The organism is Paracoccus sp. UBA5162 (assembly GCF_002413585.1).
Lineage (GTDB): Bacteria > Pseudomonadota > Alphaproteobacteria > Rhodobacterales > Rhodobacteraceae > Paracoccus.
In genome coordinates, this window is the sequence record NZ_DHXG01000090.1 from 27,524 (window position 1) to 48,353 (window position 20,830).

A 20,830-nucleotide genomic window follows, 5' to 3' on the forward strand; every position below is an offset into this window, starting at 1 on the left:
TCAAACTCCTGCCGCGTGATTCAGCCGCACCGGCAGATCCGGTTCGGATTGTTCCAGCCAGAAACGGCGGAACAGATTGGCCGCGACGGCCTGCCGGTATTCGGCGCTGGCCCGCCAGTCGCTGAGCGGCTGGAAATCTTCGGCCACGGCATCGGCGGCCGCTTCGAAGCTTTCGACCGCGAAGGGCTGGCCGGTCAATGCGGCCTCGGCGCGGGCGGCGCGTTTCGGGATGGCCGCCATGCCGCCAAAGGCGATGCGCGCCTCGGTGATGACATCATTTTCAACGCTCAGGCAAAAACCGGCGGCGACGGCGGTGATGTCGCTGTCGCGGCGCTTGCTGATCTTGTAGGCCGCGACCCGTGCATTCGGGCGGGTCGGTATCACGATCTCCTCGACGAACTCGTCGGGCTGACGGTCCTGCTTGCCGTAATCGATGAAGAAATCCTGCAACGCGACCTCGCGCCGCGCCGCGCCCCTGCGCAGCACGATCCGCGCGCCAAGCGCGATCAGCAGGGGCGGCGTGTCCCCGATGGGGGATCCGTTGGCGATATTCGCCCCGATCGTGCCCATGTTGCGCACCTGCCAGCCGCCGATGCGCAGCCAGTAATCATGCGCGGCCGGGATGTGCCTTGCGATCAGCGGCGCGGCCTCGGAATAGGTCACGCCCGCGCCCAGACGGATCTGATCGCCCTCGACGCGGATACCCTTCATCAGATGGCCGATGAACACCGCCGGGGAAATGTCGCGCAGGAATTTCGTCACCCACAGACCCACATCGGTCGCGCCCGCGACCAGCGTGGCTTCGGGGTTCTCTGCCAGCACGGAGGCCAGATCGTCGGTATCGGCAGGGATGATGGCGCGCTGGCCATCCCTGGACAATTCCACCCGCCGGCCCCACATGCCCTGCAACCTTCCGGCAACCGTTTCGCGTTCAAGGGTCAGCGCATCGCGCGCCTGTCCGCCCTCGCGGCCGGCGGCCAGCGCCGCCTTGACGATCGGCTCGTATCCGGTGCAGCGGCACAGGTTGCCTTGCAAGGCCTCCTCGATCTGGGCCACGCCCGCCTCCGGGTTGCTCATCCACAGGCCGTAGAGGGCCATCACGATACCCGGCGTGCAGAAGCCGCACTGGCTGCCGTGATGGGCGACCATCGCCTTCTGGATCGGATGCAGACCGCCCTTGGGTCCGCGCAGATGTTCGACCGTGACAATGTGGCAGCCGTGGCAGGATGCCAGAAAGCGGATGCAGGCGTTGATCGGCTCATAGATCAGCCCGGATCCGGTCAGTCGGCCCAACAGCACCGTGCAGGCGCCGCAATCGCCCTCGGCACAGCCCTCCTTGGTGCCGGTCAGACGGCGCGAGATGCGCAGGAAGTCCAGCAGCGTGTCGGCGGCGCCGACCTCGCCGAGGCTTATCTCCTGATCGTTCAGCAGAAAGCGCAATCGGGGCGTCATGGCATTCCTCCTCGCTGTGAACCCGTCCGGAAAGGTAGGCCGGAAAAAAGGATTGCGAAATCACTCGCGACGCGGAAGACTTTACACGAAACGTTGAAAGCGGCCTACGCAAATGTCCTATCTCGAAAGCCTGCGTGTTTTCGTCCGTGTGGTCGAGCTTGGCTCGATCACCGCGGGCGGGCGCGATCTGCGGCTGTCGCCCGCCGTCGCCTCGAACCGGATCAAGGATCTGGAAAACCGCTTCGGCGTGCGGATGCTGAACCGCACCACCCGCAAGCTGACCACGACCGAGATCGGCCGCAGCTTCTATGACCATGCCCGCCGCGTCATCGACACGCTGGACGAGGCCGAGGCGATGGTCAGCAGCTTTTCCGGCAAGCCGCAGGGCGTGATCCGGCTGACCGCGCCCCTTGGTCTGGGCCGGCGTCTGATCGCGCCGCTGATCCCGCCCTTCTGCGCCGAGAATCCCGGCGTCGATGTGCGCTTGCGCCTGTCCGACCGAAACGTGAATATCGTCGAGGATGCCATTGATCTGGCTTTCTTTCTTGGCGACCCTGCGGATTCCGCGCTGAAATGGCGCAAGATCGCGGACGCGCCGCGTGTGCTGGTCGCCGCGCCCGCCTACCTGGCCGCGCAAGGCACGCCGAAACGCCCCGAGGATCTGGCCGATCACAACTGCCTGCTGCTGCGATATCCGCGCAGTCCGGAATATTTCTGGGTTCTGGATACCGCCGAGGGGCCGCAGAAAATGATGGTCGGCGGCCGCTATGACACGGATGACGGCGACGTGCTGACAGGTTGGGCGCTTGCCGGACACGGCATCGCCAACCGGCCGCGATACGAGGTGGCCGCCGATCTGGCGGCGGGCCGGCTGGTCGAGGTTCTGCCCGGCACGCCGCCGCCGCCCTCGCAATTCGGCTGCCTGACCCCGCATCGTCGGTTGCAGGATCCCAAGGTCCGCATGTTCGCCGACCATTCCGTGCGCGAGTTGAAGAAAATCTTCTAGCCCTCGCAGCCGGTCGCATGGCCCCTTCATCACGACGGCTTCACGACGAGGTGATGAGCATAGTCCGAGAAATCGGGTGGGCGACCTGTCCAGCCGGTTAAGGTTAACGGCGGCATCCGCTGTCGGATAGCCGGTATCAGGAGGTAAGTCTTTGCGTAATAAAAAGAAAACGATAGCCGCCGCGGCCACGGCGATGATTCTCGGCCTGCCGGCTGCGGGTTGGACTGCAACCTTCAAGGCAAATCTGGTCGAACTGAACAACTCGGGGGTGAGCGGAAGCGTCACTTTCGTGGTGAATGAGGCGCTGACTCTGCTGACGGTCAGTGCCCGGATCATGGGGCTGGAGCCGAACGCCCTGCACATCAACCACGTCCATGGCCGCTTCAACGAAGATGGCACGCCCAAGGATTCGATCCTGCCCACGGCCGATCTGGACACGGACAAGGACGGATTTGTGGAAGTGCTGGAGGCGCTGCCGAATTACGGCGACATCCTGCTGTCGCTGGAGCCGTCGCTGGCGCTGCCTTCGAGCGACCCGTCCAAGGTTCATACCGGGCCGATTTCCGACGCTTCGGGAAATCTGTCCTATGACCTCGACTTCGATCTGACCGACGACGCGGTCTTCTTCAGTCCGGTCTCGCGCGTCAACTACACCGCGGCGGATCTTTTCCCGCTGTTCCTGCGCGAATACGTCGTTCACGGCCAGACCGTGCCCGACGGCGTGCGCCAGGACGGGGAAGGCAATCTGCTGCCGGCGGGATATGACGCGACGCTGCCCGTTGCCGCGGCCGAATTGTCGCCCGTGCCTCTGCCCGCGACGGGGCTGCTGCTGATGGGTGGCCTGGGCTTTCTGGGTGCCATCAGGAAACGCCGCCGCGCGGCTGTCTGAGAAATCTTCCGGCGCGGCGGCAACCTGTCGCCGCGCCCCCGCCGGCATCGGCATCAGAGGCCAGACCCCTACATCCCGGCCGTATCGGCGGCGCCCGCCGCCCGGAACCAGCGAATGATGCGGGCCCGCTCTTCCGGTTCGATAAAGCTGACATTGGCGGGCGGCATCGCGTCGGTCAGTCCCGCCTGCACATAGATCTCGCGCGCGGCGCGGGCGATGTCTGCGGGGGTTTCGAGAAAGATCCCCTTCGGCGCGTGATAGATACCTTCATAGCCCGGCTGCCGCGCATGGCACATCGCGCAGCGGCCCATCACGATGTCGCTGACCTGCTGGAAGCCCTCGGCATCGGCGAAACGCTGTTCGGACGGGGACAGGGTGCGGGCCTCGGCCTGTTCGTAGCTGTCCTGATTCAGTCCGGCCGAGCTGAGCCACATGATCATGATGAACAGAACCGCCGTCACCAGCCAGGTCCACCACAATTCGCCCTTGCGCGAATGCATGGTGTTGAAGAAATGCCGGATTGTGACGCCCATCAGAAAGATCAGCGCGGCGATCAGCCAGTTGTACTGGCTGGCGAAGGCCAGCGGGTAATGGTTGGACAGCATCAGGAAGATGACCGGCAGCGTCAGGTAGTTGTTGTGGGTCGAACGCAGCTTGGCGATCTTGCCGTATTTCGGATCCGGCGCGCGCCCGGCCTTCAGGTCGGCGACGACGATCCGCTGATTGGGCATGATGACCAGAAACACGTTCGCGGTCATGATCGTCGCGGTGAAGGCGCCCAGATGCAGCAGCGCGGCGCGGCCGGTGAAGACCTGATCGTAACCCCAGCCCATCGCCACCAGCGCCGCGAACAACAGCAGCATCAGCACCGTCGGACGTTCGCCCAGCGGCGATTTGCAAAGCCGGTCATAGATCAGCCAGCCAAGCGCCAGCGATCCCGCCGAAATCAGCACCGCCTGCCAGGTCACCAGATCCATCTTCGCGGGATCGATCAGGAACAGCTGCGAATTCGCCCAGTAGGTGACCATCAGCAAGGCCGCGCCCGACAGCCATGTCGAATAGCTTTCCCATTTGAACCAGGTCAGATGTTCGGGCATCCGCTCGGGCGCGACCAGGTATTTCTGGATATGGTAGAAGCCGCCGCCATGGACCTGCCATTCCTCGCCATGGGCGCCTTTCGGCAGATGCGGCGCCTTTTGCAGCCCCAGATCCAGCGCGATGAAATAGAAGGATGACCCGATCCAGGCGATCGCGGTGATGACATGGGTCCAGCGAATGGCGAAGGCCAGCCATTCCCAGATGACGACGTGATCCGGAACCATCGCTCAGCTTCCCCGATAGGTTGAAAATCCGAAGGGCGAGATCAGCAGCGGGACATGATAGTGATCGTCCTGCGACATTCCGAACCGGATCGGGATCAGGTCCAGAAAGCGCGGGTTTTCCGCCGCGATGCCGGTCGCATCCATCCACGCGCCCGCGTGAAACTGCAACTCGTAGGTTCCCGTCGCGAAATCCGCCTCTGGCAGGATCGGCCGGTCGGTGCGGCCGTCCGCATTGGTGCGAAGCCGCGCCAGTTCGGTTCGCTGCCCGTCCGTCAGCCGATACAGCGCCACCTCCATCCCCTCGGCCGGAGCGCCGCGGGCGGTATCAAGAACATGGGTTGTCAGAAATCCCGGCATCCTCGCCTCCCCTGATGATTGCCGCCTGATTGATAACCGATCCGCCACGACAGGCGAGACACGGCAGAGGCAAGGCAGTCTTTACATCTGGTGCATAATCGCACATGCCCGGCCCCGGAAGAATGTTTCCCCGCAGATGGCCAGGCGGTTCGCCACGAAGGCCGCGCCGGCGCAAACAGGCCCCCCGCCATGTGCCGCGGCGAAAGCCGGCCGCATCAGCCCGCAAGCCGGGCCACGGCCGCTTGCGCCCGGCCTTGCAACTCGCGCGGATCGGCGCTCAGCAGGCGGTGTTCGCCGACGATGGCCCGGCCCTGGACATAGACGGCCCTTGGCCTGACCGGCGCGCAGAAGACCAGCGCCGCGACCGGATCCCAGTGGCCCGCCACCGGCAAGTCGCCGATATCCCACAGCACCAGGTCGGCCTGCATCCCCGGCGCCAGGGCGCCGATATCGCGCCGCCCCAGCACGCGCGCCCCGCCGATCGTGGCGATCTCCAGCACCTCGCGCGCGCCCATCGCGGCCGGTCCGTCGCGCAACCGGGCAACCAGCATTGCCTGCCGCGCCTCAAGCCCCAGATGGGAACAATCGTTGCTGGCCGAGCCATCGACGCCCAGGCCCACGGCCACTCCTGCGTCGCGCATGGCGCGGACCGGCGCGATGCCGCTGGCCAGCCGGGCGTTGGAACAGGGGCAATGGGCGACGCCGGTGCCGGTCCGCGCGAACAGGTCGATCTCGGGGGCCGACAACTTGACGCAATGGGCGTGCCAGACATCCTCGCCGGTCCAGCCCAGGCTTTCGGCGTAATCGCCCGGCAGCATCCCGAAAGTCGCAAGCGAATAACGGATATCCTCGTCGTTCTCGGCCAGGTGGGTGTGCAGCCGCACGGCCTTGTCGCGTGCCAGGATCGCTGCGTCGCGCATCAACTCGCGGCTGACCGAAAAGGGCGAACAGGGCGCAAGCGCGACCTGCACCATCGCGCCTTCCGCCGGATCGTGAAAGGCGTCGATGACCCTTTCGCTGTCGCGCAGGATCGCGGCCTCGTCCTCGACCAGGGCATCGGGCGGCAGTCCGCCCCGGCTTTCGCCGATCGACATGGCGCCGCGCGTGGCGGTGAAGCGGATGCCGATCTTCCGCGCGGCCTCGATGCTGTCGTCCAGCCGCGCGCCGTTCGGAAACATGTAGAGATGATCGGACGAACAGGTGCAGCCCGACATGGCCAGCTCCGCCAGGCCAATCTCGGCCGACAGGCGGATGTCATCCGGGCCCATCCGGGCCCAGATCGGATACAATGTCTTCAGCCACCCGAACAGCGCGGCGTCCTGTGCGGCGGGCACCGCGCGGGTCAGGGTCTGGAACAGGTGGTGGTGGGTGTTGACGAGGCCGGGCGTGACGACACAGCCCGCCGCCTCGATCACGCGGGCACGATCGGGCGGCAGGCCCCGGCCCACCGCCACGATCCTGCCATCCTCGATCAACACATCGCCCGAGGCGATCTCGGATCGCGACTGATCCATGGTCACGACGACGTCGGCACCCCGGATCAGCAGGCGGTCAATGCTCGGCGACATGGCCCGCTTCGCGCAGTTCCGCCTCGTCGATATCGGGCGCGCCGTTGTAGAACCAGTTCAGCAGCACCGCGCTGATCGCCGCCAGAAGAATGCCGGAATGGACCAGCGGATAGATCGCCTTCGGCATCCACTGGTTGAAATCCGGGGCGATCACGGGGATCATGCCGACCCCGATCGAGATGGCGACGATGAACAGGTTATGGCGGTTGGATGCGAAATCGACCCGCGCCAGAATCCTCACGCCGGTGGCGGCGACCATGCCGAACATGACCAGCCCGGCGCCGCCCAGAACAGTGGTCGGCAGGCTTTCGACCAGAGCGCCCATTTTCGGGATCAGCCCCAGCACGATCATGATCGCGCCTCCGGCCACGCAGACGAAGCGCGACCGGATCCCGGTCACGCCCACCAGTCCGACATTCTGCGAGAACGAGGTATAGGGAAAGGTGTTGAACAACCCGCCGATCGCCGTGCCAAGGCCGTCGGCGCGCAAGCCGGCGGCCAGCGACTTCTGGCTCAGTGGCTTCTTGCAGATATCGCTCAGCGCCAGGAACATGCCGGTCGATTCGATCATCGTGACCAGCATGACCAGCAGCATGGTCAGGATCATGATCGGATCGAAGGTCGGCATCCCGAAATGCAGCGGCTTGATGAAGGCGAACCACTCGGCCGTGGCCACCTTGTCGAACTGCATCATCCCCAGGGCCGCTGCCACGATTCCGCCCACCGCGATGCCCACGAGCACCGCGATATTGGCGAGAAAGCCGCGCGCATAGCGCGACACCAGCAGAATCGTGCCCAGAACCAGGATCGCGATCATGATGTTTCTGCCCGAGGCATAAAGCGGGTTGGGCACGTTCGCCGCCAGCGCCACGCTGGCCGGCACATCGCCCGCCGCACGCGCCGCGTCCAGCCAGGCCACGGCCTCGGGATCGACGATCCTGGGCGCGGTCGGGCCGCCCTGCAATCCGAAGATCCAGTTGATGCCGATCGGCATCAGGCTGATGCCGATGGTCAGGATCAGCGTGCCGGTGACGACCGGCGGAAAGAAGCGCAACATCTTGCTGATCACGGGCGCGATCAGGATTCCGATCAGGCCGGCGGCGATGATCGCCCCGAACAGCGCACGCGCGCCTTCCTGGCCCGGCGTCGTCTGCGCGATGGCCACCATCGGTCCGACCGAGGCAAAGGTGACACCCATCATCACCGGCAGCTTGATACCGAAATATTGCGTCGCGCCCAGGCTCTGGATGATGGACACGATCCCGCAGACGAACAGGTCGGCCGAGATCAGGAAGGCCACCTCCTCGGGCGACAATTGCAGCGCCCGGCCGACGATCAGCGGCACCGCGATGGCGCCGGCATACATGACCAGCACGTGCTGGAACCCCAGCGTCACGAGTTTCGGCGCCGGCAGCAGCTCGTTGACGGAATGCGCCGTCGCGGCGCTGCCGGTTGGATAGCTTGCATCAGACATTGCGGACCTCCCTTTCCACGGATGTCACGGTTTTCTCAAATCTCGACCTCGACGGCCTTTCCCTGTTCCTTCGCGCGTTCGACGACCGCGCCTGCGACCGCAAGATCCTGCAGCCCGACGCCGGTGCCGTCGAAAATGGTGATCTGCGCATCGTCTCGTCCCCGATGATTGCCGATGATGACCTGGCCTATCGCGGTGACATCGCTGGTGGAAATCATATTCTGCGCCGCGGCGTGCTGGAATTCGCCGATGCTGAGGGATTGGGCAACCTCGTCGGTGAAAAGCCGGGCACGACGGACGAGGGCCGGGTCCAGTTCCTGCTTGCCGCGCGTATCGGTGCCCATCGCGGCGATATGGGTCGGGCCCTTCACATGGGCGTCCATCAGCAGCGGCTCGAAGGCCGAGGTGATCGAGATGATGACATCCGCCTCGGCCCCCAGCCGGCCCAGATCGACCGCCTCGAAGGGCAGGCCCAGTTCGGCCGCGGTATCGGCCAGCCGTGTCAGCATCTGGGGATGCGGGTTCCAGCCGATCACGCTGGTGAAATCGGCGGCCTGCACGGCGGCCCTCATCTGGAACGCAGATTGATGGCCCGCACCGATCATGCCCAGCACGCGGGCATCCTTCGGCGCCAGATGCCTGATCGACACGGCGCTGGCCGCGGCTGTGCGCAAGGCGGTCAGCAGGTTGCCGCCCACCGCCGCCGCGACCCGTCCGGTATCCGGGTCGAAGAGAAATACCGTGGACTGGTGGTTGATGATCCCGTGCTTCTGGTTGTTGGGCCAGTAGCCGCCGGCCTTCAGTCCAAGGTTCAGCGCCGCCCTGTCGAAGCCGCCCTTGAAGCCATACAGCGCATCTTCGTAGCCGATCGCCTCGCGCACGACCGGAAAGTTGCTGGCATCTCCGCGCGCCATGGCCGCGAAGACCGCCTCGACCGCCTCGAACGCCGCCTCGGGCGTCATCAGGCCGGCGATTTCCTTTTCAGGAACGACCCACATCAATAGGCCTTCCCGCGCGCGCTGACCGGCCACAGCGTTTCGACCTTGCCGTTGCGGACACCGACATACCAGTCATGGACGTTGCAGGTCGGATCGCAATGGCCCGGCACCAGTCGCAGCTTGTCATTCACTTTCAGCGCGCCGTCCGGATCCTCGATCACGCCATGTTCGTCGCTGCATTTGACGTATTTCACGTCATCGCGGCCATAGATGAAGGGCAGCCCGCTATCGACCGACTGCGCCTTCAGGCCGGCATCGCAGATGGCCTTGTCGGGCTTGGCGTGGCTCATCACGCTGGTCAGGATGAACAGCGCGTTTTCCCATTCGCCCTGGTCGATGCGCTTGCCGTCCTTGTCGTGGATACGTCCGTAATCGGCATCCATGAAGGCGTAGCTGCCGCATTGCAACTCATTGTAGACGCCCGAATTGCTTTCGAAATAGTAGCTGCCGGTGCCGCCGCCCGAGACCAGCTCGGGTTCCAGACCCTCGGCCTTCAGCGCATCGACGGCGTCCCGCACCTGCGCGATGGCAGCGTCCAGTTTCGCCTTGCGGTCGTCATAGCTGTCCAGATGCTGCATCGCGCCCTGATAGGCCTGGATGCCGGTGAATTTCAGTCCCGGCGCGGCATCGACGGCGCGCGCGATCTCGACCACTGCGTCGGCGGTCTTGACCCCGCAGCGGCCGGCGCCGCAATCGATCTCGACAAAGACTTCCAGTTGCGTGCCGTGCTTCTGCGCCGCCGCCGACAGGTCGGCCACGTTTGCCACGTCGTCCACGCAGACGATGATCCGGCTGCCATGCTTGGGCAAACGCGCCAGTCGGTCGATCTTCTTCGGGTCGCGGACCTGGTTGCTGACCAGCACGTCCTTGATGCCGCCGCGGACAAAGACCTCGGCCTCGCTGACCTTCTGGCAACAGACACCGACCGCGCCGCCCAGGCTTTCCTGCAATTTCTGCACGTCCACGGACTTGTGCATCTTGCCGTGGCTGCGGTGGCGCATCCCGTGTGCCCTGGCGTAATCGCCCATCTTCCTGATGTTGCGCTCCAGCGCGTCCAGATCGAGGATCAGGCAGGGTGTCTGGATTTCGCTTTCATCCATGCCGGGCAGCGCCGGCACGTCGAAGCCGACTTCCAGATTGTCGAAGTTCGCGGGTGCGTTCATGACGCCTCTCCTTGGGTCCAGGGCAGCCTGTCCAGATCGACATTGCCGCCGGTGATGATGATGCCGACGCGCTTGCCGGCGAATGCGTCGCGGTTTTTCAGGATGGTGGCCAGCGGCACGGCGCTGCTGGGCTCCATCACCACGCGCAGATGTTTCCAGATCAGCTTCATCGCATCGACGATCTCGGCGTCGGACGCGGTATAGATGTCGGAGACGTGGTTGCTGACGAAATGCCAGGTCAGGTCCTTGAGCGGCACCAGCAACCCGTCGGCGATGGTCTTGGGCGCATCATCGGCGATGATGTGGCCGGCCTTGAAGCTGCGATAGGCGTCATCGGCCTGTTCCGGCTCGGCCGCGATCACCCGCGTCTGGGGCGACAGCGTCGCCAGCGTCAGGCAGGTGCCCGAAATCATGCCGCCGCCGCCGATCGGGGCGGTGACGATATCCAGCCCGTCGGCCTGCTCCATCAGTTCCTTGGCGCAGGTGCCCTGCCCCGCGATCACGCGCGGGTCGTTGTAGGGATGGACGAAATCGCCCCCCGTCGCCTCCTGCACCTTCGCAAAGGTCGCCTCGCGCGAGCTGGTCGAGGGATCGCACTCGGTGATCTGGCCGCCATAGCGGCGCACGGTGTCCTTCTTGGCCTGTGGCGCGGTGCGCGGCATCACCACATGGCAGGGAATACCCCGCCGCATCGCCGCGTAGGACAGGCACGAGGCGTGATTGCCCGAGGAATGCGTGGCCACGCCCCTTTTCGCCTGATCGTCGCTCAGCCCGAAGACCGCGTTGCTGGCGCCGCGGACCTTGAAGGCCCCCGGTTCCTGGAAATTCTCGCATTTGAAGAACAGCTGCGCGCCGGTCAGATCGTTCAGGTAATCCGATGTCCGGACCGGCGTGCGCCGGATATGCGGCTTGATCCGATCATGCGCGACCAGCATGTCGTCATAGGTGGGAATATCCATAGCGATGTCCTTCATCATGCGGCTGCCCGCTGGCTGCCGGCGGCGCTCTGGCGATAATGATCCTGCGCCGCGGCGACGCCGCTGCCAAGCGTGATCGGCAGGCCCAGGTCGGCCATGACCATTTCCGCCGTGGCAATGCCCGACAGCGCCATCACGTCCGTCAGCATGCCCAGATGCCCGATGCGGAAGACCTTGCCGGCCACGTCGCCCAGACCGGTGCCGAAGGCCACGTCATAGGTGTTCAGCGCATGGCTGACGATGCGGTTGGCGTCAAAGCCCTCGGGGACGCGGATCGCGCTGACGCTGTCGGAATACAGATCCGGCCGCGCCGCGCAAAGCCGCAAGCCCCAGGCGTCGACCGCGCGGCGCACGCCCTCGGCGATGCGGTGATGGCGGGCAAAGACATTGTCCAGCCCCTCATCCAGCAGCATCTGGCAGGCCAGGTTCAGGCCGTTCAGCAACCCGACCGGCGGCGTGTAGGGATAACCGTTGGCGGCATAGCCTCTGGCCATGTCGCGGATGTCGAAGAAGGTGCGCGGCAGCCGGGCGGTCTCGACCGCCGCCATCGCCTTGGGCGAAAAGCCCAGGATGGCCAGGCCCGGCGGCAGCATGAAGCCCTTCTGGCTGCCGGTCACGGCGATATCGACGCCCCATTCATCCATGCGGAAATCGTAGCAAGCGATCGAACTGACGCCATCGACCAGCAGCAGCGCCGGGTGGCCTGCGGCATCCAGCGCGCGGCGGACGGCGGCGATGTCGCTGCGCACGCCGGTCGCGGTTTCGTTATGGGTGGCCAGAACCGCCTTGATCTGATGTTCCCTGTCCGCGGTCAGGATGTCCTCGAAGCGATCGGCGGGCACGCCCTCGCCCCATTCCTGCATGACGACCTGGACGTCCAGCCCGTGCCGCTGGCACATGTCGATCCAGCGATGGCTGAACATGCCGTTGCGGGTGGCCAGAACCTTGTCGCCGGCCGACAGCGTGTTGGTGATCGCGGTTTCCCAGCCTCCGGTGCCGGTCGAGGGAAAGACAAAGACCCGGCCCTCGGCCGTCTTCAGCACCTGTTTCACACCGTCCAGCGCGGGATGCAGGATGCGCCCGAAAACCGGGCTGCGATGGTCGATCGTGGGCATGTCCACGGCCTTGCGCAGCACCTCTGGAATGTTGGTGGGACCGGGAATGAAGACGGGGTTCTGGCTTGTCATGGCGACTCCTCCTGCGAGTATCGAAATGCTAGCCCTGCCCTTGCAAGTTCGCAATTTTTCTGGAAATCATTTCCGGCAAGCGGAAATGTTCCGGATTGTCCCGTTTTTACAGAGCGTTGCGATTTTCCAGTTGCGCAACGGGATTTTCGTCCGCAAGAGATGGCTGAATTAAGCAGAGGTTGAAAATGGCTGAACCGCAACGCAAACGGGGTCGCCCGCGCAGCGCGCCCGAGGCCGCGGGCACGATTCAGGCGCTGGACAGGGCGCTGGACATTCTGGATTTGCTGGCCGCCCATCCCGGCCTGACGCTGTCCGAGGTGGCCGAAAGGATGGACCAGTCGCCCTCGACCGTGCACCGTGTGCTGCATACGCTGGCCGCGCGCGGCGTGGCGGAAAGCGACCCGGCAACCCAAGCCTGGCATATCGGGCCGGCAACCTTCCGGCTGGGATCAGCCTTCATGCGCCGCTCGGGCATCGTCGAGCGCGCGCGCCCGATCCTGCGCGCACTGATGGAACATACCGGGGAAACCGCCAATCTGGGTATCCTGAACGGCGACGCGGTGCTGTTCGTCAGCCAGGCCGAAACGCACGAGACGATCCGCGCCTTCTTTCCGCCCGGCACCCGCTCGGCGCTGCACGCCTCCGGCATCGGCAAGGCGCTGCTGGCCTTCGGCCGCCCCGAGATCCTGCGTGAGGTGCTGGAGCGCGCGCCGCTGCAACGCTTTACCGACAACACCCTGACCACGCCCGAGGCATTGCAGGCCGACATGTCGCGCATCCGCCATCGCGGCTTCGCCTTCGACGACGAGGAACGTACCCGCGGGATGCGCTGCATCGCCGCCCCGGTCTTCGATCTGACGGGCGAGGCCGTGGCCGGCATCAGCGTCAGCGGCCCGACCCACCGGATCGGGCACGAGCATGTCAAGACGCTGGGCGCCGCCGTCGCCGCCGCCGCGGGCGATCTGACCCAGGCGTCAGGCGGCTAGCCGCATTTGGAATGGCCGCAGCTTGGGCAGGTCATGCAGCCCTCGACCATCCGCATTCCGTATTGCCCGCAGCTTGGGCAGGCCGGGCCGCCGGGCGCCTCGCCGATGGTCATGACCTCGGCCTTCGGGTCCGATTTCAGCCCCTTGCCCTCGCCTTCCAGAAAACCGATGGCGATCATGTGGCGTTCGATCACGCCGCCGATCGCGGCGAGGATCGAGGGGACATAGCGGCCGGCCATCCAGGCGCCGCCACGCGGGTCGAACACCGCCTTCAGTTCCTCGACCACGAAGGACACGTCCCCGCCGCGTCGGAACACCGCGCTGATCATCCGCGTCAGCGCCACGGTCCAGGAATAATGTTCCATGTTCTTGGAATTGATGAAGACCTCGAAGGGCCGGCGATGACCCGATTGCACGATGTCATTCACGGTGATGTAGATCGCGTGTTCGCTGCCCGGCCATTTCAGCTTGTAGGTCGCGCCCTCCAGTTCGGCCGGACGGTCCAGCGGCTCGGTCAGATAGACCACATCGGCGCCCTGATCGGCCTCGGGCGCGGTTTCGGACTTTTCGCTGACCGACAGCACGCTGCCGGTCACATCGTTGGGTCGATAGGTGGTGCAGCCCTTGCAGCCCAGATCCCAGGCCGACAGATAGACATCCTTGAATTCCTCGAAACCGATATCCTCGGGGCAGTTGATGGTCTTGGAGATGGAACTGTCGACCCATTCCTGCGCGGCGGCCTGCATGGCGACGTGATCGCGGGGGGCCAGCGTCTGCGCGTTCACGAAATAATCCGGCAGGGCCGCGTCGCCATGCAGGTCGCGCCACATCTGCACGGCGTAGTCGACCACCTCTTCCTCGGTGCGCGAACCATCCTTCTGCAGAACCTTGCGGGTATAGGCATAGGCAAAGACCGGCTCGATCCCCGAAGAGACGTTGCCGGCGTAAAGGCTGATTGTCCCGGTCGGCGCGATGCTGGTCAGCAGCGCGTTGCGGATACCGTGTTTTGCCACCGCCTCGCGCACATCCGCGTCCATCTTCGACATGAAGCCGGATGCAAGATATTTCCCGGCATCGAACAGCGGAAAGGCGCCCTTCTCTCGCGCCAGATCGGTGCTGGCCAGATAGGCGGATCTGGCGATGGCCTTCATCCAGACGCGCGTCTGTTCAACCGCATCAGCCGCGCCGTAGCGCAGGCCCAGCATCAGAAGCGCATCGGCAAGGCCGGTGACGCCCAGTCCGATCCGGCGCTTGGCCTGCGCCTCGGCCCGCTGCTGCGGCAGCGGGAATTTCGAGGCATCGACGACATTGTCCATCATCCGGATGGCGGTCCGGACCAGGCCGTCCAGCGCCTTTTCGTCCAGCCTGGCGGCATCGGTGAAGGGATCCGTCACCAGCCGCGCCAGGTTGACCGAACCCAGCAGGCAGGCGCCATAGGGCGGCAGGGGCTGTTCGCCGCAGGGATTGGTCGCGGCGATCGTCTCGACATAGTTCAGGTTGTTGGCCTTGTTGATCCGGTCGATGAAGATCACGCCGGGTTCGGCGTAATCATAGGTGGCCTTCATGATCCGGTTCCAAAGATCGCGCGCCTGAACCGTGCGATAGACCCTGTCGCCATAGGTCAGGTCCCATGGCCCGTCGGCCCTGACCGCCTCCATGAAATCGTCGGTGACAAGGACGGACAGATTGAACATGCGCAACCGGGCGCTGTCCTGCTTCGCCTCGATGAAGTGTTCCACGTCCGGGTGGTCGCAGCGCATCGTCGCCATCATCGCCCCCCGGCGCGACCCGGCCGACATGATCGTGCGACACATCGCGTCCCAGACATCCATGAAGGACAGCGGGCCGGACGCGTCGGCCGCCACGCCCTTCACCTCGGCTCCGCGCGGGCGGATGGTGCTGAAATCGTAACCGATCCCGCCACCCTGCTGCATGGTCAGCGCGGCCTCCTTCAGCATGTCGAAGATGCCGGCCATGCTGTCGGGAATCGTGCCCATGACGAAGCAGTTGAACAGCGTCACCGAGCGGCCGGTGCCCGCGCCCGCCAGAATCCGTCCGGCGGGCAGGAACTTGAAATCCTCCAGCGCGGCGTAGAACCGATCCTCCCACAGCGCGGCGTCCTTCTCGACCCGCGCCAGATCGCGCGCCACGCGCCGCCAGCTATCCTCGACCGATGCGTCGATCGCCTTCCCCTCGGCGTCCTTCATCCGGTATTTCATATCCCAGATCTGTTCGGCGATGGGGACGGCAAAGCGGGTCATAGCGGCATTCCTTTGGCAGTCACGACGGGCGAGACCACTATATATAGTCATCGGAGAGACTTCGGATAACCCGCCGATCATGCGCGTTCAAGCCTCAATAGGGAAGCCCCCGAAGATCGGCATTTCCGCGCAATCAAGGCCGATGCAACACCCGCCGGGACACCGCCCAACCGCGTCGCCGCTTGCGCCCCTCTCTCAGCCCTGGCGCCTGGGCGGGTTCTGGACAAGTCCCTGTTCGACCCCGCCCCGCACCGCGGCCTCGGTCTTCGCGGCCAGAGATTTGCGCGTCTCGCCCGCGACCGGCACCGGCTGATGCAGCACCACCTCTGCCATTCCCTGACGGCGCGCGGACAGCACTGCCAGCAGGTGATCGGCCAGCGCCATGTCGGCCCACCAGCCGTAAAACCGCGGATCAGCGCCTTCGGGTGCGTGGTAGATCACGCTCATCGGCTGGATGGCCAGATCCGCGGGCAGGCCGGGATCCAGAAAGCCCTGAAACAGCGTCGGCTTGAAGGCCAGAACGCGGCGGCCATCGGTCGAGGTGCCCTCGGGAAAGAACAGCAGCCGGTGGCCGGCGCGGATGCGGGCGGCGAATTCGGTCGCCTGCGCACGGGCAAATTTCGGGTCACGGACCACGAAATGCGTGTTCGTGACCGCCGTCAGGATATTGATCCCCGGCCAGCGGCGAACCTCGGCCTTGCTGACGAAAAAGACCGGCATGGCGGCGTTCATGGTCAGGATATCGAGCCAGCTCGAATGATTCGCCACCACCGCGCCGGGGCCGCGCATGGGTCGCCCCTTGCGCTGCCAGTCCAGGCCGATACAGGCCAGGACCAGCCGGCAGACAAGTTGCACATGCGGCCCCGTCCAGGGCCGGCGCGAGCCGTGGATCAGCCTCTCGGCCGCGCGCAGCGGCAGGATCAGCACCACGCCCAGCAACAGCACCAGCAATGCCGGCACAGCCCGCCGGATCACCCGCCACCATTCCGCCACGCCGTGCGGGCGCGGCAAGGCCGGAGGCGCGCCTTCGCGCCATGTGGCCTCGCGCAATGGCCCGCTCATTGGCCGTGCCAGCGGCTTTCATAGAACTTTCGATGCTTGTCCGACATTGCCTTGGTATCCATCAGCAGGAACACATCGGTCGTGTTGAACGCGCGGTCCACGAAAGCACCTTCGCCCACCAGCCCGCCCAGCCGCAGATAGGCCTTGATCAGCGCCGGCATCGACACCAGCGCCTCGCGCCGGTCCAGCCGTTCGGGCGGAATCAGGTCCATCGGCTGAAAGCCCGCCGCGCGCGCGCGCGGGCGCAGACCCAACGGCGCCAGATGGTTGTGATGCAGCCAGCTCAGCGAGGGTGCCAGTTCGGCCGGGTCGGTGCCGTGGAAACTGGCCACGCCGAACAGCACCTCGATCCCCAGATCCAGCACATAATCGGCCAGCGCGTTCCACAGCAGGAACATCCCCGAGCCACCCCTGTAATCGGGATCGACGCAGGACCGGCCCAGTTCCAGCAGCGATCGCCCCGATTGCCGCAGCGGTGTCAGATCGTATTCCGCATCGCAGTAGAATCGCCCGAATTCGGCCGCGCGGCTGCCGGGCAGAAGGCGATAGGCGCCGACCACGTGATCCAGGTCTTCGGCGGAACGGCGGGTGTCGATCAGGCACAGATGATCGACGACCGGATCGAATTCGTCGCGTTCCAGCCGCGCCTCGTGGTCGACCAACGCGCCATCGCCACCCAGTTCCTCGACGAAGACACGATAGCGCAGGCGCTGTGCGGCCTTCAGATCGCGCTCCGAGGTTGCGATGCGGATGTCGAAATAGGAGGGGGCGGACTTCATGAAGCCTGAAGGATTGTTGCAGGGCGGTGCGGCCTGTCTAGGCGCGGGGCGGCATCATTGCAACATGGCCGGATCGGCGTGCGGCGGTTGACTCCGGGTAAGGCTTGAGGGATACAACCCTTGGTTGCAGAACGACGTTCATGATTGAAAGACTTCACGAATCCCGCGTCCAGACGATATCCAGAACGACCCGCCGGCCGTCTATCACACGCTTTCCGGCCTCGGTGAAATTCACGGTAATGCGATCCCCGATCCGCGACTGCACCTGTCCGTCGCCCCATTCCGGGGCCGCGGGATGGCGCACGATCATTCCGGGTTCCAGCATCTCGTTCAAGGCCGCACCTCGCATCATCGTCAAGGAAGGTAAACCCGCATGACGCTCGACACAATGCAGATCGGATCCGGCGAATTGGCGCAAATGGTGGGGTCGCGGCTGTGCCATGACCTGATCTCGCCGCTTGGCGCGATCGGCAACGGGGTCGAATTGCTGGAGATGTCGCCCGATTTTCCCGGCATTTCCGACAGCCCGGAATTGCGTCTGATCGCCGAATCGGTGGCCGCCGCGCGGGCCCGGATACAGGCCTTCCGAATCGCGTTCGGGCAGGCGCAGGGCGATCAGCGCGTCAGCCGGGCGGAACTGGCGCGTCTGGCCGAGGGGGTTTCCGCGCAAGGGCGACTGAAGGTTCAGCTTGATGCCCAGGGCGACTTCGCACGCGCCGATGTGCGGATGGTCATGCTGGCGCTGATGTGTCTGGAGACCGCGCTGCCCTGGGGCGGGCGGGTGATGATTCTGCACGGCTCGGCCGGGTGGCGATTCGTCGCCGAGGCAGATCGCACCAAGCCCGATACCGCGCTGTGGGCGCTGTTCGATCCGGGCGCCGAAGGCAGTCGCGCCTGCGGCCCCGCCGAGGTCCATTTTGCCCTGCTGGCCGATGCCGCGCGTCGCGCCCGCCGCGGCATCCGCTGGGAGGTGGACGAACAAGGCGCCGAAATCGCCTTCTGAGGCAAGGGGCCGACCCGGGCCGGCTTGCCGCACGGCAGGGCGATCAGTCGCGGATGGCTCCCTTGCCCGTCACCAGATACTTGAAGCTGGTCAGCTGCTCGGCCCCCACCGGCCCGCGGGCATGCATCTTGCCGGTGGCGATTCCGATCTCGGCACCCATGCCGAATTCGCCGCCATCGGCGAACTGGGTCGAGGCGTTGCGCATCAGGATCGCGCTGTCCAGACCGGCAAAGAACCGCTGCGCGACCCGGTCGTCGCGGGTGACGATCGCCTCGGTGTGCTGGCTGCCGAAACGGCGGATATGGTCGATCGCGCCCTCGACCCCATCGACCAGTTTCGCGGCGATGATCATGTCCAGAAACTCGCGTCCGAAATCGTCATCTTCGGCCGTAACCACCCCCGGCAGACCGGCCAGCGCGCCCTCGGCCCGAACCTCGACGCCAGCCGCGACCAGATCGGCGATCAGGTCTTCGCGCAGCCCGCGATCCGCGGCGCGGTCGATCAGCAGACATTCCGCCGCACCGCAGATCCCCGTCCGCCGAGTCTTGGCATTCAGCACCACGCGGCGGGCGATGTCGGGATCGGCGGCGGCATCGACATAGACGTGACAGATGCCTTCCAGATGCGCAAAGACCGGAACCCGCGCCTCGCGCTGCACCAGCCCGACCAGACCTTTGCCACCGCGCGGAATGATCACGTCGATCAATCCCTGGGCCTGCAACATGGCGCTGACAGCGGTCCGGTCGCGCACCGGCACAAGCTGGATCGCATCTTCGGGCAAACCTGCCTGGCGCAGGCCCCGCACCATGCAATCATGGATCGCGACGCTGGAATTCAGGCTTTCCGATCCGCCGCGCAGGATCACCGCATTGCCCGATTTCAGCGCCAGCGCGCCCGCGTCGGCCGTCACGTTGGGACGGCTTTCATAGATCACCCCCAGCACCCCGATGGGCGTCCGCACGCGCTGGATATGCAGACCCGTCGGCCGATCCCATTCCGCGATCACCGCGCCCACCGGATCAGGTTGTTCGGCCACCGCGCGCAGGCCGTCCTCGATGCCGCGCAGACGGTCCCGGTCCAGTCGCAGCCGGTCCAGCATGGCACCGCCCAGCCCGTTCTTCCGGGCCAGATCCAGATCCGCGGCATTGGCCGAAAGAACCTCGTCGGCCCGCTGGCGGATCGCCTCGGCCGCGCCGATCAGCGCCGCGTGTTTGCGCTCGGCCGAGGCCGTGGCCAGCGTCACCGAGGCCGTCCTGGCCGCCGCGCCCATCCGCGCGATCAGGGCCGCCGATTCATCCATGTCCTTCATCGCCTTTCGCCTCGCTGCAGGGCGCGCGGGTCGCATCGCATGACGGGTTCGATCCGTGCCCGGTCGCGTGAAATGTCACCCATACCCAATCCCGCAAGGAAACAGGAGTCCTGATATGACCCATGACCCGCCCGTCCCGGACCATGCCTTCCGTCGCAACTCCGTCGTCGTGACAAGGCGACGCATGACGCGACATGCCTGCGCCCGGGCAAGGCGCGCCGGTATCGGGAAAAGAGATGGGGAAGGCTGATGAAGGATGGCGCGGTTGACGGGGCTCGAACCCGCGACCCCCGGCGTGACAGGCCGGTACTCTAACCAACTGAGCTACAACCGCACACATGTCGGGCGAAGGATGTGAGTGGCGCGGTTGACGGGGCTCGAACCCGCGACCCCCGGCGTGACAGGCCGGTACTCTAACCAACTGAGCTACAACCGCACACTCGCATCCCCCGGCCGATCGCCCGCCGGGGTGAGCGGGGTTTACGCACAGCGCCCGGTCCCGTCAAGGCCGCGTCACAAAAAATCGCGCGCCGGAACGGTCCGGCGCGCGATCGGGTTTCAGGCGGCTTTCGCGGCGCTATTCGGCTGGCTTGTATTCCGGCATATCCTCGATCTGCTCGGAATCCTGCGCGATATAGGCGCGGACCGTTCCCTCGCCATCGCGCTGGAACGAGATCTGGTCCATCGGCAGCGAAACCTGACGTTCGCCCATTCCCAGAAAGCCGCCGACACTGACGATGGCGGCGTTGTTGGCTGTGTCGAAACTGTCAACCTCGCCGATCTCTTCATCATCCGAGGCAAAGACCTGAAGCCCGTCCAGACCGGTCGCGACGACCTCGTCGGCGTTGACCACGGTCTGTCCTTCCCGCTGCGCGATCTGCGCGGCTGCGGTCTGGATCCCAGCATTCTCGGCACTGGTATCCTTGGCGTTGGCGTCAGTCGCAGCCGCTCCGCCAGCAGCCTGATCCCCGGCAGCGGGTGCCGCCGCGCTGTCGTTCGCGGCCTGGTCGGGGGCGGCCGTGGTCGGCGCGGTTTGT

Annotated in this window: 19 protein-coding genes and 2 tRNA genes; 4 read left to right on the top strand and 17 right to left on the bottom strand. The window is 65.5% G+C overall.

Annotated elements, in window-relative coordinates:
• Positions 1-1,452 (bottom strand): xanthine dehydrogenase small subunit, encoded by a 1,452-nt coding sequence (xdhA, locus tag B4A72_RS14735; protein ID WP_292953542.1) that lies wholly within the window; start codon positions 1,450-1,452, stop codon positions 1-3.
• Positions 1,453-1,564: 112 nt separating this feature from the next.
• Between xdhA and B4A72_RS14740 the strand changes: the two genes are divergently transcribed.
• Positions 1,565-2,458, top strand: a complete 894-nt coding sequence (locus B4A72_RS14740) for a LysR family transcriptional regulator (RefSeq protein WP_292978975.1) — start codon at positions 1,565-1,567, stop codon at positions 2,456-2,458.
• 193 nt (positions 2,459-2,651) lie between these two features.
• Positions 2,652-3,347 (top strand): hypothetical protein, encoded by a 696-nt coding sequence (locus B4A72_RS14745; protein WP_292953536.1) that lies wholly within the window; start codon positions 2,652-2,654, stop codon positions 3,345-3,347.
• A gap of 68 nt (positions 3,348-3,415) precedes the next feature.
• On the opposite strand, the gene B4A72_RS14750 is transcribed toward B4A72_RS14745, so the two are convergent.
• The 8 genes from B4A72_RS14750 to bhcA form a co-directional block, all read right to left on the bottom strand.
• Complete coding sequence (locus tag B4A72_RS14750) at positions 3,416-4,669, bottom strand: urate hydroxylase PuuD (protein ID WP_292953533.1); 1,254 nt, start codon at positions 4,667-4,669, stop codon at positions 3,416-3,418.
• A gap of 3 nt (positions 4,670-4,672) precedes the next feature.
• Positions 4,673-5,026: a hydroxyisourate hydrolase gene (uraH, locus tag B4A72_RS14755; RefSeq protein WP_292953530.1), complete on the bottom strand. Its 354-nt coding sequence runs from the start codon at positions 5,024-5,026 to the stop codon at positions 4,673-4,675.
• A gap of 215 nt (positions 5,027-5,241) precedes the next feature.
• Positions 5,242-6,594 carry an 8-oxoguanine deaminase gene (locus B4A72_RS14760; RefSeq protein ID WP_292953527.1) on the bottom strand — a complete coding sequence of 451 codons (1,353 nt, stop codon included), beginning with the start codon at positions 6,592-6,594 and terminating at the stop codon, positions 5,242-5,244.
• Complete coding sequence (locus B4A72_RS14765; protein ID WP_292953524.1) at positions 6,578-8,068, bottom strand: nucleobase:cation symporter-2 family protein; 1,491 nt, start codon at positions 8,066-8,068, stop codon at positions 6,578-6,580. The genes B4A72_RS14760 and B4A72_RS14765 overlap by 17 nt, the downstream gene beginning before the upstream one ends.
• 35 nt (positions 8,069-8,103) lie before the next feature.
• Positions 8,104-9,066 (bottom strand): iminosuccinate reductase BhcD, encoded by a 963-nt coding sequence (bhcD, locus tag B4A72_RS14770; RefSeq protein WP_292978977.1) that lies wholly within the window; start codon positions 9,064-9,066, stop codon positions 8,104-8,106.
• Positions 9,066-10,229, bottom strand: a complete 1,164-nt coding sequence (gene bhcC / locus B4A72_RS14775) for a 3-hydroxy-D-aspartate aldolase BhcC (RefSeq protein WP_292978979.1) — start codon at positions 10,227-10,229, stop codon at positions 9,066-9,068. The genes bhcD and bhcC overlap by 1 nt, the downstream gene beginning before the upstream one ends.
• Positions 10,226-11,203, bottom strand: coding sequence for a beta-hydroxyaspartate dehydratase BhcB (gene bhcB, locus B4A72_RS14780; protein ID WP_292953518.1), 978 nt, complete (start codon positions 11,201-11,203; stop codon positions 10,226-10,228). Before bhcB ends, bhcC begins: the two co-directional genes overlap by 4 nt.
• Positions 11,203-12,393, bottom strand: a complete 1,191-nt coding sequence (gene bhcA / locus B4A72_RS14785; protein WP_292953515.1) for an L-aspartate--glyoxylate aminotransferase BhcA — start codon at positions 12,391-12,393, stop codon at positions 11,203-11,205. The genes bhcB and bhcA overlap by 1 nt, the downstream gene beginning before the upstream one ends.
• 185 nt (positions 12,394-12,578) lie before the next feature.
• Here bhcA and bhcR point away from each other — a divergent pair, with 185 nt between their 5' ends.
• Positions 12,579-13,379, top strand: coding sequence for an HTH-type transcriptional regulator BhcR (bhcR, locus tag B4A72_RS14790; RefSeq protein ID WP_292953512.1), 801 nt, complete (start codon positions 12,579-12,581; stop codon positions 13,377-13,379).
• On the opposite strand, the gene B4A72_RS14795 is transcribed toward bhcR, so the two are convergent.
• From B4A72_RS14795 to B4A72_RS14810, 4 genes are all read right to left on the bottom strand, one after another.
• Entirely contained in the window at positions 13,376-15,640 is a 2,265-nt protein-coding gene (locus B4A72_RS14795; protein ID WP_292953509.1) for an adenosylcobalamin-dependent ribonucleoside-diphosphate reductase, read from the bottom strand. The two genes, bhcR and B4A72_RS14795, sit on opposite strands and share 4 nt — an antisense overlap.
• A gap of 195 nt (positions 15,641-15,835) precedes the next feature.
• The gene (locus tag B4A72_RS14800) at positions 15,836-16,702 is read right to left on the bottom strand and encodes a lysophospholipid acyltransferase family protein (protein ID WP_292953506.1); all 867 of its coding nucleotides are present in this window, start codon (positions 16,700-16,702) and stop codon (positions 15,836-15,838) included.
• On the bottom strand, positions 16,699-17,481 hold the full coding sequence (locus B4A72_RS14805; protein ID WP_292953503.1) for a GNAT family N-acetyltransferase: 783 nt from the start codon (positions 17,479-17,481) through the stop codon (positions 16,699-16,701). Before B4A72_RS14805 ends, B4A72_RS14800 begins: the two co-directional genes overlap by 4 nt.
• Before the next feature lie 154 nt (positions 17,482-17,635).
• The gene (locus B4A72_RS14810; protein WP_292953500.1) at positions 17,636-17,815 is read right to left on the bottom strand and encodes a DUF3553 domain-containing protein; all 180 of its coding nucleotides are present in this window, start codon (positions 17,813-17,815) and stop codon (positions 17,636-17,638) included.
• A gap of 39 nt (positions 17,816-17,854) precedes the next feature.
• Here B4A72_RS14810 and B4A72_RS14815 point away from each other — a divergent pair, with 39 nt between their 5' ends.
• A complete protein-coding gene (locus B4A72_RS14815) occupies positions 17,855-18,484 on the top strand; it encodes a histidine phosphotransferase family protein (protein ID WP_292953497.1) in 630 nt (209 codons plus the stop codon).
• Positions 18,485-18,527: 43 nt separating this feature from the next.
• Here the strand turns inward: B4A72_RS14815 and B4A72_RS14820 are convergent, their stop codons facing one another.
• The 4 genes from B4A72_RS14820 to B4A72_RS14835 form a co-directional block, all read right to left on the bottom strand.
• Positions 18,528-19,829 (bottom strand): glutamate-5-semialdehyde dehydrogenase, encoded by a 1,302-nt coding sequence (locus B4A72_RS14820; protein ID WP_292953494.1) that lies wholly within the window; start codon positions 19,827-19,829, stop codon positions 18,528-18,530.
• Between the two features lie 221 nt (positions 19,830-20,050).
• A tRNA-Asp gene (locus tag B4A72_RS14825) sits at positions 20,051-20,127 on the bottom strand.
• A gap of 25 nt (positions 20,128-20,152) precedes the next feature.
• Positions 20,153-20,229: transfer RNA gene (locus tag B4A72_RS14830), tRNA-Asp, on the bottom strand.
• 141 nt (positions 20,230-20,370) lie between these two features.
• A partial coding sequence (locus B4A72_RS14835; protein WP_292953491.1) for a PRC-barrel domain-containing protein occupies positions 20,371-20,830 on the bottom strand: 460 nt, incomplete at its 5' end.